This window comes from Castellaniella sp. MT123, assembly GCF_039614765.1.
Classification (GTDB): Bacteria; Pseudomonadota; Gammaproteobacteria; order Burkholderiales; family Burkholderiaceae_B; genus Castellaniella.
The window spans coordinates 1,557,466-1,571,438 of record NZ_CP154879.1 but is presented as its reverse complement, the minus strand read 5'-3'; the positions used below and the strand labels follow the sequence as shown (position 1 = coordinate 1,571,438).

Sequence of the window (13,973 nt, the reverse complement as noted above, 5' to 3'; positions counted from 1 at the left end):
GCGCCCCGGGATCTTTTTGAATGAGTCATAGCGTCTGCGTTCTGCTGGATTCACTCAAGGGGGCCCGGCCGCTTCGTCTGTCTGAGCCTGACGGCACAGAATAGTTGCAAGGGGCACCAGGGATTCTACTTAGGGTTTCATATTTGAAGCGCTTCATAATCGGTGCTAAATTTGAAACGCTTCAATTTTGCGAGCAAGACAATGAAATTGATCGATCATGGGAAGGGCGGCGAAGCGGCGTGTCTGCGGCTCGTCGAGGCGCCCATGCCCCAGCCCGGCCCTGGGCAGGTGCTGATTGCTGTCCAGTATGCCGGCGTCAACCGGCCCGACGTGCTGCAGCGTTCGGGCTCTTATCCGCCGCCCGCCGACGCTTCACCCTATCTGGGGCTCGAAGTGTCGGGCTATGTGTCGGCGGTGGGCGAGGGCGTCACCCAGTGGCAGCCGGGCGACGCTGTTTGCGCGCTGACGTCGGGCGGCGGTTATGCCGAATACTGCGTGGTGGACGCCGGGCATTGCCTGCCGGTGCCCAAGGGCCTGACGATGACGCAGGCCTGTGCCCTGCCGGAGACCTATTTCACGGTCTGGACCAACGTCTTTCAGCGCGGGCGCTTGCAACAGGGCGAAAGCATCCTCATTCATGGCGGCTCCAGCGGCATCGGGCTCACCGCCATCCAGCTGGCCAAGGCCCACGGCGCGCGCGTGCTCACCACGGTGGGCAATGCCGCCAAGGCGCAGGCCTGCCAAGAGCTGGGTGCCGACGTGGCCATTCAGTACCGCGAGCAGGATTTCGTGGACGTGGTGGCGCAAGAAACCGGCGGGTGTGGCGTGGACATGGTGCTCGACATGGTGGGGGGGGACTACATCCCTCGCAACGTACGCTGTCTGGCCCTTGAAGGGCGGCTGGTGCAGATCGCCTTCCTGCAGGGCAGCCAGGTCGATTTCGACTTCATGCCCATGATGCTGCGCCGCCTCACGCTCACGGGCTCCACCCTGCGGGCACGCTCAGTGGCGCAAAAATCGGCTTTGGCTGCCGACGTGCGCAAGCACGTCTGGCCCCTGCTGGAGCAAGGGCGGTGCCTGCCCGTCATCCACCGGGTGTTTGCCATGGATCAGGTACAAGAGGCACATCGCCTCATGGAAAGCAGCCAGCATATCGGCAAGCTGGTGCTCGAAATCGCAGGAGAACAACATGCGGCATGAAAATCGGGTCGTTCTGGTAACGGGCGCAACGGGCGGCATCGGCAGCGCCCTGGTCGAGCGCTATTTGCGCGAGGGCGCGCGCGTGGGGCTGGTCGATCTGGATGATGCGCGCGGCCAGGCCGCGGTGCAGGACTGGCGCCAGCAGGGGCATGTCGTCAGCTTTGCAGCGGCGGACGTCAGCCAGTACGCCGCTTGCGCGGCGGCCGTCGAGCACATCCGCGCCGAACTGGGCGAGATCGACACCCTGGTGAACAACGCGGGTATTTCGCCCAAGCACGACGGGGCGCCGTCGCCGGTGCAGTCCATGGACGCGCTCGAGTGGGATCGCGTGGTGGGGGTCAACCTGAACAGCGCGTTCTATCTCACGCGCCTACTTGCGCCGGGCATGATCGCCCGGGGGTTTGGCCGCATCGTGTCCATGTCGTCGGTGGCGGGCAAGGTGGCTATCAGCAATATCGTGGGCGCGCACTACAGCGCCACCAAGGCGGCGCTCATCGGCTTCACCCGCCATGCGGCCGCCGAGCTCGGGCCTCATGGCATCACCGTCAACGCGCTGGCGCCGGGACGCATCAGCACGCCGCTGCTCAGCACCGTGGCCGATGCGGCCAATCAGGCTGTCATCCGCGAGACCGCGCTGCGGCGCCTGGGTAAGCCCAGCGAAGTGGCCAACGTCTGTGCCTTTCTCACGTCGGGCGAGGCGGCGTTCGTCACCGGGCAGGTGGTGGACGTGGCGGGCGGCTGGCTGATGACCTGAGCGCGGCTGCGCAGCGTCCTTCGCGCCGGGCCAAACCGCCGGACGCAGGCCAATCAAGACTGATGGAGTGACCTTCCCATGATCAACGGAAACACCAGACTCTTTGCCATCGTGGCCGACCCCATTGCGCAGGTGCGCACGCCGCAGGTGCTCAATGCCTACTTCGAGGCGCATGCGCTCGATGCCGTGCTGGTGCCGGTGCATGTGGCGCCCGAGGGCTTGGCCGCCGTGGTCGAGGGCTTTCGCCGCACCCGGAATATGGGCGGGTTCATCGTCACGGTGCCGCACAAGACGGCGGTGGCGGCCTTGTGCGATGCGCTGGGCCCGGCGGCCCAGGCCACGGGCTCGGTCAACACCGTGCGCCGCGAGCCGGATGGCCGGCTCGTCGGCGACATGTTCGATGGTGCCGGGTTCGTCCAGGGCCTGCGCGTCCAGGGCCACGATCCGGCGGGCAAGCGCTGCTTGCTGCTGGGGGCGGGCGGCGCGGCCGGGGCCATCGCCTTTTCCCTGGTGCAGGCGGGGGCCGCGCAAGTGGTCGTCGCCAACCGCACGCGCGCCAAGGCCGAGGCCGTTGTGCAGCGCGTGCGCCAGGCTTTTCCACAAGCCGATATCCAGGCCGGAGACGCCGATCCGCAGGGCTATGACGTGGTCGTCAACGCCACGTCGCTGGGCATGAAGCCGGACGACCCCCTGCCGCTGGTGATCGACCGGCTGCAGCCGCGCACCCTCGTGGCGGAAATCATCATGAAGCCCGAACTGACCCCCTTGCTTGCCCAGGCGCAGGCGCGCGGCTGCCCGGTGCACTTTGGCCGCCACATGCTCGACGAGCAGGTGCAGCTGATGGCGCGTTTCATGTTGCAAGATTGAGGCATCGAGCGGGGCGGACATGCAAGAGTATGACTACGTCATTGTCGGCGGCGGCACCGCGGGCTGCATCCTGGCCAACCGCCTGACGGCGTCCGGCAAGCACCGCGTGCTCTTGCTCGAGGCGGGCGGCGAGGGGCGCGGGTTCTGGATTCCGATTCCCGCGGGCTTCAGCAAGCTGCTGGTTGATCCGCGTTTCAACTGGCGCTTCGAGACCGCGCCCGAGCCCAACACCCTCGATCGCGTCATTGCCGTGCCGCGTGGCAAGGGCCTGGGCGGCTCGTCGCTCATCAACGGCATGATCTACGTGCGCGGCCAGCCTGCCGACTACGACCACTGGCAGGCGCTGGGCGCGCAGGGTTGGGGCTGGGCGGACGTCGAACCCTACTTCCGCAAGCTCGAAAACTACGCACAGGGCGGGGCCGCGCGCGGGCACGACGGGCCCATGTACCTGAGCGAGGTGGGCGAGCGCCACGTACTGGCCGACGCACTGCTGGAGGCCGCCGCCCAGGCGGGCCAGCCGCGTAACGCCGACTACAATGCGGGCGAGCAGGAGGGCTTCGGCTACTACCAGGTCTTGCAGCGCCAGGGCCGGCGCTGGAGCGTCACCCAGGGTTACCTCGACCCGGCGCGCAGCCGCGCCAATCTGACGGTGCACACCCAGGCCCAGGTGCTGGGGCTCGATCTGGATGAGTCCCGGCGCCGCTGCGTGGGAGTGAGCTATCTGCGGCAGGGGCAGCGCGTGCAGGTGCGTGCCCGGACCGAGGTGATCCTGGCCGCCGGCACGGTGCAGTCGCCGCAGATTCTCGAACTCTCGGGCATCGGCGACCCGGGCGTGCTGCAGTCCATCGGCGTGCCTGTGCGCCACGCCCTGCCCGCCGTGGGCGAGAACTACATCGATCACTTCTGCACGCGCATGAACTGGCGCGTGCGGCACACTCAGACGCTCAATGAACTCACGCGCGGCTGGCGGCTGGGGCGGGCGGTGTCCGAGTACTTCACCCGGCATACCGGCATCCTGACGCTGGGCACGGGCCTGGTTTTCGGCTTCGTGAAAAACCGCTCCGATCTGCCCGCGCCCGACGTGCAATATTTTTTCATGCATGCCAGCTACGCCAACGCCGCCGAGCGCAAGCTCGATCACCGGCCCGGCATGACGCTGGGCGTGGCCCAGCTGCGGCCGCAGTCGGTGGGCAGCATCCACGCGCGCAGCGCCGACCCTGCCGTCGGCCCGGTCATCCGGCCCAATTTTCTCGATTGCACCGGAGACCAGGACAGCCTCATCGGCGGCATGCAGCTGGCGCGTCGCATCATGGGTCAGCCCGCCATGGCCCGCTACGTCGAGCAGGAACTCAACCCGGGCGCACAGACGCAGTCGCGTGACGACTGGCTGCGCTTTGCCCGCGAAAACGGCCAGACCATTTACCACCCCATCGGCACGTGCCGCATGGGTTCGGATGCCGCCAGCGTGGTGGACACCGAGCTGCGCGTGCGCGGGCTCGATGGCCTGCGCGTCGTCGATGCCTCCGTCGTCCCGGCCATGGTGTCCGGCAATACGCAAGGGGTGGTGATGATGGTGGCGGAAAAGGGGGCCGACCTCATTTTGCAGGCCGCCGCCCGCCAGCGCTAATCGCAAACCTTGGGGCTTGCCGACAGAAGGCGCCCAGGGAAACATTTCTTTCTTCCGAGGAAAACCATGTTCGACAACATCAGCATGAAAGACAAGAAAGTTCTGATTACGGCAGGCGCCAGTGGCCTGGGGCTGGAGATGGCCCGCGTGTTTGCCGCCGAAGGCGCCCGGGTGTTCGTCTGCGACGTCGATGCCGCGGCGCTGGCGGCCGTGCAGCACGAGCTGCCCGCCGTGGGCGCCGTGCAGGCCGACGTCTCGGACGAGGCCAGCGTCGCCGCCCTGTTCGAGCAGGCCCAGGCCTTTCTGGGCGGGCTGGACGTGCTGATCAACAACGCGGGCATTGCCGGGCCCACCGGCATGGTCGAGACGATCAGCAGGGCCGACTGGGATCGCACGCTGGCGGTCAACATCACGGGCCAGTTCCTATGCGCGCGCCAGGCCATTCCCCTGCTGCGCCAGTCGCAGGCCGGGGTCGTCCTCAACCTGTCGTCCGCCGCCGGGCATCTGGGCTTTGCCGGGCGCTCGGCGTATTCGGCGTCGAAATGGGCCGTGGTGGGCTTCACTAAGACCCTGGCCATCGAACTGGGCAAAGACGGCATTCGCGTCAATGCCATTTTGCCGGGAGCGGTCGAAGGCCCGCGCATCCGCGCCGTCATCGAGGCCAAGGCCAAGACCCTCGGGCGCCCCGTGGCCGACGTGGCCGCACAGTACGAAAACCAGGCCTCGCTGGGGCGCATGGTGACGGCGCGCGACATCGCCAATATGGCGCTGTTCGCCGCCAGCGGGGCCGCGGCCAGCGTCAGCGGCCAGACGCTGGTGGTGGACGGTCACACCCAGCAGCTGGTGTAGCTACGGGGCGTCGGCGCTGCGCCGGACATGCCTTGCGGCACAAGGAGACACACTATGAAAGTAGCCATTGTGGGGGCCGGGCTGATTGGTCAGGCCTGGGCCATCGTCTTTGCGCGGGGCGGCTGCGACGTCAGCCTGTGGGATGGCGATCCCGCCGCCCTGGCGCGCGCCACGCCGCTCATCGGTGAGCTCGCCCGTCTGCTGCAGGACAGACAGCTCATCGGCGACGCGGCCGCCGTGCAGGCGCGGATTACCACCGCGGCCTCGCTCGAAGCGGCGCTGGACGGCGCCGCCTACGTGCAGGAAAACCTCCCCGAGCGGCTGGACGTCAAGCAGCAGATTTTTACGCGCCTGGATGCCCTGGCGGCACCCGACACGGTGCTGGCCAGTTCCAGCTCCAGCATCCCGGCCTCGAAGTTCACCGAGTCCTTGCCTGGCCGGGCGCGCTGCCTGATCGCGCACCCGGTCAATCCACCCTATCTGGTGCCCGTGGTCGAAGTGTGCGGGGCGCCATGGACGGCGCCCGCTGCGCTCGATGCCACCGCGCGGCTCATGCGCGAGATGGGTCAGAAGCCCGTGCAAGTGCGCCACGAGATCGAGGGCTTCGTGCTCAACCGCCTGCAGGGCGCCTTGCTGCGCGAGGCCTTCCGGTTGGTGGAGCAGGGCTGCATCAGCGCCGAAGACCTGGACGTCACCGTCAAGGATGGCCTGGGCCTGCGCTGGTCGTTCATGGGGCCGTTCGAGACCATTGACCTGAATGCGCCGGACGGCATCCGCGACTATTGCCAGCGCTATGGCGCTTTGTTTGCATCGATTGCGCGAGAGCAGGCGGACACCCGGCCCTGGACCGCGTCCGTCATCGATATCCTGGAGACGCAGCGGCGCACGCAGCTGCCGCAAGATCAGCTGGCGGCCCGACGGCTGTGGCGCGACGAGCGCCTGATGGGCCTGGCGCTGCACAGACAGCAGCAAGAACACTGAATTCCTGAATTTTTCTGGAGAGACATCATGGCAGCAAAGAGAAAAGTCATCATCACCTGCGCGGTCACGGGCGCCATCCACACCCCCAGCATGTCGCCGCACCTGCCGGTCACGGCGGATGAAATCGCCGAGGCGGCAATTGCCGCCGCCGGTGCCGGCGCCGCCATCCTGCACCTGCACGCGCGCGACCCCAAGGACGGGCGTCCCACGCAAGACCCCGCGTACTTCCGTCCGTTCCTGCAAAAGATCAAGGCCGCCACGAATGCGGTCGTTAACATCACCACGGGCGGCAGCCCGCACATGACGGTGGAAGAGCGCATGCGTCCAGCCATGACGTTCAAGCCCGAAGTGGCGTCGCTCAACATGGGCTCGATGAACTTCGGCCTGTTTCCCATGCTCAATCGCTTCAAAGAGTTTCAGCACGAATGGGAGCGCGAGCATCTGGAAAACAGCCGCGATCTGATCTTCAAGAACACCTACAAGGATATCGAGACGATTCTGCGCAAGGGCACGGAAAACGGCACCCGCTTCGAGTTTGAGTGCTATGACATCAGCCACCTCTACAATCTGGCCCACTTCATGGATCGCGGGCTGGTGCAAAGCCCGCCCTTCATCCAGTCGGTGTTCGGCATCCTGGGCGGCATCGGCCCCGACCCCGAAGACCTGATGCACATGCGCCGCACGGCCGACCGCCTGTTTGGCGACAACTACCAGTGGTCGATTCTGGGGGCAGGGCGCAACCAGATTCCGCTGGCTACTATGGGCGCGGCCATGGGCTCCAACATACGGGTGGGGCTGGAAGATTCTCTGTGGATCGGGCAGGGACAGCTGGCGTCGTCCAATGCCGAGCAGGTGAGTCGGATCCGTATCATTCTCGAAGCGCTGAACCTGGATGTGGCCAGCCCGGACGATGCGCGCGCCATGCTGCAGCTCAAGGGGGGCGATCAGGTCGATTTCTGAGCAATTGGTGCACGGGCGGGGCAGCTAGCGCGCCGCCCGCGTAGCTTTCGCGCGGTCGCCGTGCACGGGCACGGTTACTTCGACAGCAGCCGCATCGCCTGTTCCAGGCCGTCGATCGTCATGCCGTACATGCGATCATGCATCAGTTCGCGCACGAGGGCGATCGACTGGCGGTATTGCCAGGATCCGGCGGGTTCGGGATTCAGCCAGACGGCGCGCGGCCAGTGGCCCAGGATGCGCTGCAGCCAGGCGGCCCCGGTTTCCGCGTTGTTGTGCTCGATCGAGCCGCCGGGATACAGCAATTCGTAGGGACTCATGGACGCATCGCCCACCAGGATCAGGCGCCAGTCCTCGCCATAGCCGCGCAACAGGTCCCAGGTCTCGATGCGTTCGCCGTGGCGGCGTTCGTTGTGACGCCAGACGAACTCGTAGGGGCAGTTGTGGAAGTAGAAGACTTCCAGATGCTTGAATTCGCTGCGTGCCGCCGAAAATAGGGATTCGATGCGGGCGATGTGGTCGTCCATGCTGCCGCCCACGTCCAGCAGCATCAGGACCTTGACGGTGTTGTGCCGCTCCGGCACCCAGCGCAGATCCAGCAGGCCAGCCTGTTCGGCCGTGCCCCGGATGGTGCCGGGCATGTCCAGTTCCAGGTCGGCGCCCTGGCGCGCGAATCGGCGCAGGCGCCGCAGCGCCATCTTGAAATTGCGCGTGCCCAGGGTCTGCTGGTCGTCGTAGTCGCGGTAATTGCGCTGTTCCCAGACTTTCACCGCCGTACGGTTGCCGGCTGACGGGCCGCCAATGCGGATGCCTTCCGGGTGATAGCCCCCGTGGCCGAATGGCGACGAGCCTCCGGTGCCGATCCATTTGCTGCCGCCGGCGTGGCGTTCCTTCTGTTCGGCCAGCCGTTCGTGGAACATCTCCATCAGACGGTCCCAGCCGTGCTTTTCCAGCGCGGCCTTTTCTTCGTCGCTGAGGTGTTTCTGGAAGGCCTTCACCAGCCATTCGGCGGGGATGTCGGTGCTGCCCGAGCGGGCCTGCAACTGGCCGATGAAGGCCGCAAAAACGCGGTCGAATCGGTCATAGCGGGTCTCGTCCTTGACCAGCGCCATGCGCGCAAGGTGATAGAAGTCTTCCGTGCTGGACGGCGCCGCGGGGCTGCGCAGCAGTTCCAGCAAACTGAGATATTCCCGGATCGACACCGGAATGCCGGCGGCACGCAGCTGGGTGAAGAAATCGATCAGCATGGCGGTCGGGTCAGCGGGGCAGGGCAGCGCAACGCGGCCGTCAGGCGCGGCCGCGTTGCAACTGGTAGCGCAGGTGGGCGCGGACCTCGGGCCATTCGCCGGCCAGCAGGCTGTACATGACGGTGTCGCGCACAGTGCCGTCACGACGCAGCACATGGTGGCGGATAATGCCGTCGCGGTGAGCGCCCAGGCGTTCGATGGCGCGCTGCGAGGCCAGGTTGTAGTTGTCGGTGCGCCAGCCCACGACAGCCGCGCCCAGGGTCTCGAAGGCGTGTTCCAGCAGCATCAGCTTGCAGGCGGTATTGACGTGCGTACGCTGGTGCGACCGTCCGTACCAGGTGTAGCCGATCTCCAGCCGCGCAACGACGGGCACGATGTCGTGGTAGCGGGTGGTGCCCAGGATGGCGCCACTGGCGGCATCGGTCACGGCGAAGGGCAGCATGTGGCCTTCGGTCCGCCCATTCAGGGCGGTGGCGATATAGGCTTCGGTCTGGTCCGGCTCGGGGACCGAGGTAATGCGCAGATTCCACAGCGCGCCGTCGGCGGCGGCCGCGCGCAGGCCGTCCGCATGGTCTGGAGTCAATGGAATCAGACGCACGCCGTGGCCTTCCAGCGTGGTGGGTTGCGGTGCTTGTTTGAACTGGCTGGTACTCATCGGTAAGTGTCCTGTGCGTGACGGCGCCGAGAAGGCCGCGTGAACATCGATCGGGTGGGTTCCCGCGTGTCGATCAAGGATCCGGGCCCCGCTGTGCGGTTGCCGGGTTCAACGTCCCCCGCGCTGCGTCAGGGCCGCCAGCCGCCGCAGCAGGTTCAGGTCTTGTTCGTTCTTCAGCAGGGCGCCGGCCAGGGGCGGCACGTCACCCTGGGACAGGGTCTCGGGGGGGACGGATTCCGCCAGCAGCAGGCCCAGCCAGTCCAGGAATTCCGAGGTCGAAGGCCGCTTCTTCAGGCCCGGGACTTCGCGCAGACGGAAAAAGACGTCCAGCGCCGCGCCCAGGATATCGGCGCGCAGGTCGGGGAAATGGACCGCCACGATCTCGCCCAGCGTGGCGCGGTCGGGGAATTCGATGTAGTGGAAAAAGCAGCGTCGCAAAAAGGCGTCCGGCAGGTCCTTTTCGTTGTTCGAGGTGATGATGATCAGCGGCCGGTGCCGCGCCTGGATGGTCTGCCGCGTTTCGTAGACGTGAAATTCCATCCGGTCCAGTTCGCGCAGCAGGTCGTTGGGGAATTCGATGTCGGCCTTGTCGATCTCATCGATCAGCACCACACAGGGGGTGTCGGACTCGAAGGCCTGCCACAGCACGCCGCGCACGATGTAGTTGCGGATATCGCGCACCGAGGCGTCGCCCAGCTGCGAATCGCGCAGCCGCGACACCGCGTCGTATTCGTACAAGCCCTGCTGCGCCTTGGTTGTGGATTTGATATGCCATTGCAGCAAGGGGCGGCCCAGTGCCTGGGCGACTTCCTCGGCGAGCAGGGTCTTGCCGGTGCCCGGCTCGCCCTTTACCAGCAGTGGGCGCTGCAGGACCAGGGCGGCGTTGACAGCCATCTTCAGGGCATCGGTGGCGACGTAGCGTTCGGTTCCCTCGAAGCGTTCGGAGGCGGAAGAAAATGGCTGTGCGGTCATGGGGTCGGATTCGGGAAAGCAGGCTGTCTGCGGCAGGAATGTTATAGGGTTCGAAATTCGATGACTGTTTGTATGAAGACAACTATCGTACAATCAGTGTGCCTCATCGGCCCGGCAGGATAGAGGCTGATGCCGACATCTACAATGAAATACGAGACAAGAGGCCATATGAAGTCACAAGGATTGACAAAGCATGGTTTGGGAGTCGCCGGGGTGGTGGCATCCTGTCTGGTCGCCGGGTCGGCCTTCGCCGCAGATCCTCCGGCCGTTCAGGGCAACGCCAAGGCCGGCTCGCAAAAGGTCTCCATGTGCATTGGTTGCCATGACATCCAGGGCTACAAGGCCGCCTATCCCGAGTTGTACCACGTCCCCATGATCGCCGGTCAGAACGCGGGCTACATCGTGGCGGCGCTGAAGGAATACGCCAGTGGCGCGCGAACGTTCCCGACCATGGACGCCATCGCGCGGTCCCTGTCCCCGCAGGACATGGCAGACGTCGCCGCCTACTATTCCAGCCTCAAATAGGAAGACACCATGCGCACACTCTGGATTGCCCTGCTGGGGTTGGGCTTGACGACGGCCACCGCCCAGGCGGCCGATCTGGCCGCGGGCAAGGCGGCCTTCGAGAAATTCACCTGCGTATCCTGCCACGGGGCGGATGCCAAATCGCCGATCCAGCCGGATTATCCGGTCCTGGCCGGGCAGCATCGGGATTATCTGACCCACGCGCTGGTGGCCTATCAGCGCGGCCAGAAGGGCGAGCCTGCCTCGGCCAACGTCCGCAAACATCCCATCATGGGTGCCATGGCGTCCCAGCTGTCGGCCACGGATATCGACAACATCGCCGCGTGGTTGACGACCCTGCCCACGCCGCTGTCCGTTCATCCGTCGGAATTCAAGTAGAACCGCTGACCGGCCCCGGGCGTTCTTTTTTACCGCCCGGGCCGGTTGCCCGTGCGGCGTGACTTGCTACCGGCCCCGGGTCGCGTAGCGCCGGATCAGGTCCAGGTAGTGATCATTGTCCAGCGGCTTGCCCAGCCGCTGGGCCTCCCAGACGACTTCGCCCAATGCGTCCATGATGATGTGGGCGGCCTCGTGCTCGTCGTGTGTTTGCAGCAGGCCGTTCCAGGCTGCCCGGATGCCGGGCGGGTGGTCGATCGACAGCTGTTCCTGGATGGCCAGGTGCATCGACAGGTGCAGGAACGGATTGGTGCGGCCAGCCTCGACCGGGTATTCACGCTGGGCCGCTTCGGGATCCCGCAGATCGTCCTGATATTCCGGGTGGCGTTCCACCAGGTCGGCGGCCATGGTTTCCAGCGGCGTCAGCACGCCGCCTTCGCGCCGTTTGCGCCAGGCTTCGGTGAAGAATTCGCGGACCTGCTCTTTAGAGGGGTTGAACATCGAGTGTGGCGATTGCTCGCGATCAAGAGGGCTTCGACCCCCATTTTAGCGGTCCATTCAGGGATTGGTTCCGATGATCCGGCGCAAGGATCCGGTCATGCGGGTCATGACGGGCTTTTCTTCGGGAAACAGGCCGGTAGAATGGTAGTGCCGCCGCGACAGAGGTCATCAGCGTAGCCCGATTTATCCGGCCACGGTGGGATCGGTGGCGTACCGCGCGGCAAGTTTACGTTAAACTCTTATATAAGACTTAGACTCTCGCACAGACTCCCTCTTTTGAACAACAACCCCAGCAACACTGGAGCACTCATGCCTTATCAACACATCAAGGTCCCGGCCGGTGGTCAGAAAATCACGGTCAATGCGGATTTTTCCCTCAATATCCCCGATGAACCGATCCTGCCCTACATCGAGGGTGACGGCACGGGCCAGGACATCACCCCGGTGATGTTGAAGGTCGTGGATGCCGCGGTTGCGAAGGCCTATGCCGGTAAGCGCAAGATCCACTGGATGGAAGTCTACGCCGGCGAAAAGTCCACCAAAATCTACGGCCCGGACGTCTGGCTGCCTGCGGAAACCCTGGAAGCCGTGCGTGACTACGTCGTGTCGATCAAGGGCCCGCTGACCACGCCGGTCGGCGGCGGCATCCGCTCGCTGAACGTCGCCATGCGCCAGGAACTGGACCTGTATGTCTGCCTGCGCCCGGTGCGTTATTTCAAGGGTGTGCCTTCCCCGGTGCGCGAACCTGAAAAGACCGACATGGTGATCTTCCGCGAAAACTCGGAAGACATTTATGCCGGCATCGAATTCGAAGCCGAATCCGACAAGGCCCGCCAGTTGATTGCGTTCCTGCAGGACAAACTCGGCGTGAAGAAGATCCGCTTTCCGGCGACCTCGGGCATCGGCGTCAAGCCTGTGTCGCGCGAGGGCACCGAACGCCTGGTGCGCAAGGCCATCCAGTACGCCATCGACAACGACCGCCCGAGCGTCACGCTGGTGCACAAGGGCAACATCATGAAGTTCACCGAGGGTGGCTTCCGCGATTGGGGTTATGGCCTCGCGCAGCGCGAATTCGGCGCCCAGCTGATCGATGGCGGCCCGTGGTGCAAATTCAAGAGCCCCAAGACGGGTCGCGACATCGTGGTCAAGGACGTCATCGCCGACGCCTTCCTGCAGCAGATCCTGCTGCGCCCGGCCGAATACGACGTCATCGCCACGCTGAATCTGAACGGCGACTATATTTCCGACGCCCTGGCGGCCCAGGTCGGCGGGATCGGCATCGCCCCGGGCGCGAACATGTCGGATTCCGTGGCCATGTTCGAAGCCACCCACGGCACGGCGCCGAAATATGCCGGCAAGGACTACGTCAACCCGGGTTCGGAAATTCTGTCCGCCGAGATGATGCTGCGCCATATGGGCTGGACCGAAGCGGCCGACCTGATCATCAGCAGCATGGAAAAATCCATCCTGTCGAAAAAGGTCACTTATGACTTCGCCCGCCTGATGGAAGGTGCGACCCAGGTGTCGTGCTCGGGCTTCGGCCAGGTGATGATCGACAATATGTAATGGTTTTCGATCTGATCCAATAAGGTTCAGAAAAGCCCCGTCTCCATTGGGATTCGGGGCTTTTTAGTGTCCAGTTGGGTGCGATGCAAGCCAGTGCCATCGTATGATTTTGGGGCCATGATTTGGGGCCATTTTGCTATCATGATCATGGCCCCAAAACTGCCGGAACCGTGGCCCCATGCCTGTCACTTTTTCGTATGCCCTGCGGCCTGTTGTCATCAATGCGGCCAAAACCAAGGACAAGCCCTACGCCCTGACAGATGGCGGGGGTCTGTATCTGGAAATCCTGCCCACTGGCACCAAGGTCTGGCGCTACAAATTTCACTACAACGGTCGCCGCGACAAGATCACCATTGGCCGCAACCCGGCTGTTTCGTTGAAGGATGCCCGGCAGCGGTATGCCGAACTGATGGAAAAGATCGCGGCGGGCCAGGATCCCAAGGCGGGGTTGCAAATCAAGGCGTCTGGCCGGTCAAAGGCGAGTGGCGAAACCAGCTTCGAGCACTATGCCCGAAAGTGGGTTGAAGAAACCCTGTTCTATCGGTCTGCGGCGTACCGCGCCCAGCAGCTTCGCTGGCTGGAAGCCCATGTGTTTCCGGTGATTGGTCAGCAGAATCTGAACGCCATCACGCCTCGCGATGTGCTGAGGGTCGTGGAGCCGTTGCGCGAGACGGCGAATACGGCTGAAAGCGTGCGTGCCTTGATCCAGCGGGTCTTTAGCTATGCGATTCGCAACTTGGCGGCGGAATCCAATCCGGCCTTGATGGTAGGGACAGACCGGATAGGGCTGCGGCTTCGCCCAACCGCGCAGCATGGGATGGGGTCACCCGGATGCGGATGACCTCGGAGAGGGGGGGGCAGTCATGGGGTTTCCTGGAATTGGTGGTGTGACACGCC

The 13,973-nt window shown here is 64.8% G+C and carries 15 protein-coding genes; 11 read left to right on the top strand and 4 right to left on the bottom strand.

Features of this window, described 5'->3' with window-relative positions; translation table 11 throughout:
* Positions 1 to 201: 201 nt before the first annotated feature.
* From ABCV34_RS07330 to ABCV34_RS07300, 7 genes are all read left to right on the top strand, one after another.
* On the top strand, positions 202 to 1,200 hold the full coding sequence (locus ABCV34_RS07330) for an NAD(P)H-quinone oxidoreductase (RefSeq protein WP_345798548.1): 999 nt from the start codon (positions 202 to 204) through the stop codon (positions 1,198 to 1,200).
* Entirely contained in the window at positions 1,190 to 1,954 is a 765-nt protein-coding gene (locus ABCV34_RS07325) for an SDR family NAD(P)-dependent oxidoreductase (RefSeq protein WP_345798547.1), read from the top strand. The genes ABCV34_RS07330 and ABCV34_RS07325 overlap by 11 nt, the downstream gene beginning before the upstream one ends.
* 78 nt (positions 1,955 to 2,032) lie before the next feature.
* Positions 2,033 to 2,821 carry a shikimate dehydrogenase gene (locus tag ABCV34_RS07320; RefSeq protein ID WP_345798546.1) on the top strand — a complete coding sequence of 263 codons (789 nt, stop codon included), beginning with the start codon at positions 2,033 to 2,035 and terminating at the stop codon, positions 2,819 to 2,821.
* A gap of 19 nt (positions 2,822 to 2,840) precedes the next feature.
* Entirely contained in the window at positions 2,841 to 4,448 is a 1,608-nt protein-coding gene (locus ABCV34_RS07315) for a GMC family oxidoreductase N-terminal domain-containing protein (protein ID WP_345798545.1), read from the top strand.
* A gap of 66 nt (positions 4,449 to 4,514) precedes the next feature.
* Positions 4,515 to 5,297 carry an SDR family oxidoreductase gene (locus tag ABCV34_RS07310; protein ID WP_345798544.1) on the top strand — a complete coding sequence of 261 codons (783 nt, stop codon included), beginning with the start codon at positions 4,515 to 4,517 and terminating at the stop codon, positions 5,295 to 5,297.
* 54 nt (positions 5,298 to 5,351) lie between these two features.
* The gene (locus ABCV34_RS07305) at positions 5,352 to 6,278 is read left to right on the top strand and encodes a 3-hydroxyacyl-CoA dehydrogenase (RefSeq protein WP_345798543.1); all 927 of its coding nucleotides are present in this window, start codon (positions 5,352 to 5,354) and stop codon (positions 6,276 to 6,278) included.
* Positions 6,279 to 6,305: 27 nt separating this feature from the next.
* A complete protein-coding gene (locus ABCV34_RS07300) occupies positions 6,306 to 7,238 on the top strand; it encodes a 3-keto-5-aminohexanoate cleavage protein (protein ID WP_345798542.1) in 933 nt (310 codons plus the stop codon).
* Positions 7,239 to 7,312: 74 nt separating this feature from the next.
* On the opposite strand, the gene ABCV34_RS07295 is transcribed toward ABCV34_RS07300, so the two are convergent.
* The 3 genes from ABCV34_RS07295 to ABCV34_RS07285 form a co-directional block, all read right to left on the bottom strand.
* Positions 7,313 to 8,482 carry a VWA domain-containing protein gene (locus ABCV34_RS07295; protein ID WP_345798541.1) on the bottom strand — a complete coding sequence of 390 codons (1,170 nt, stop codon included), beginning with the start codon at positions 8,480 to 8,482 and terminating at the stop codon, positions 7,313 to 7,315.
* A gap of 40 nt (positions 8,483 to 8,522) precedes the next feature.
* A complete protein-coding gene (locus ABCV34_RS07290; RefSeq protein ID WP_345798540.1) occupies positions 8,523 to 9,137 on the bottom strand; it encodes a GNAT family N-acetyltransferase in 615 nt (204 codons plus the stop codon).
* Between the two features lie 108 nt (positions 9,138 to 9,245).
* Complete coding sequence (locus ABCV34_RS07285) at positions 9,246 to 10,109, bottom strand: MoxR family ATPase (RefSeq protein ID WP_345798539.1); 864 nt, start codon at positions 10,107 to 10,109, stop codon at positions 9,246 to 9,248.
* A gap of 168 nt (positions 10,110 to 10,277) precedes the next feature.
* Here ABCV34_RS07285 and ABCV34_RS07280 point away from each other — a divergent pair, with 168 nt between their 5' ends.
* Together ABCV34_RS07280 and ABCV34_RS07275 are read left to right on the top strand one after the other, a co-directional pair.
* A complete protein-coding gene (locus tag ABCV34_RS07280) occupies positions 10,278 to 10,634 on the top strand; it encodes a c-type cytochrome (RefSeq protein ID WP_345798728.1) in 357 nt (118 codons plus the stop codon).
* Between the two features lie 9 nt (positions 10,635 to 10,643).
* Positions 10,644 to 11,012: a cytochrome c gene (locus tag ABCV34_RS07275; RefSeq protein WP_345798538.1), complete on the top strand. Its 369-nt coding sequence runs from the start codon at positions 10,644 to 10,646 to the stop codon at positions 11,010 to 11,012.
* A 66-nt stretch (positions 11,013 to 11,078) separates the two neighbouring features.
* On the opposite strand, the gene ABCV34_RS07270 is transcribed toward ABCV34_RS07275, so the two are convergent.
* Complete coding sequence (locus ABCV34_RS07270) at positions 11,079 to 11,510, bottom strand: DUF1841 family protein (protein WP_345798537.1); 432 nt, start codon at positions 11,508 to 11,510, stop codon at positions 11,079 to 11,081.
* A 309-nt stretch (positions 11,511 to 11,819) separates the two neighbouring features.
* Between ABCV34_RS07270 and icd the strand changes: the two genes are divergently transcribed.
* Together icd and ABCV34_RS07260 are read left to right on the top strand one after the other, a co-directional pair.
* Positions 11,820 to 13,076, top strand: coding sequence for an NADP-dependent isocitrate dehydrogenase (gene icd / locus ABCV34_RS07265; protein ID WP_345798536.1), 1,257 nt, complete (start codon positions 11,820 to 11,822; stop codon positions 13,074 to 13,076).
* A gap of 178 nt (positions 13,077 to 13,254) precedes the next feature.
* Positions 13,255 to 13,917, top strand: a complete 663-nt coding sequence (locus ABCV34_RS07260) for an Arm DNA-binding domain-containing protein (protein WP_345798535.1) — start codon at positions 13,255 to 13,257, stop codon at positions 13,915 to 13,917.
* Positions 13,918 to 13,973: the final 56 nt, after the last annotated feature.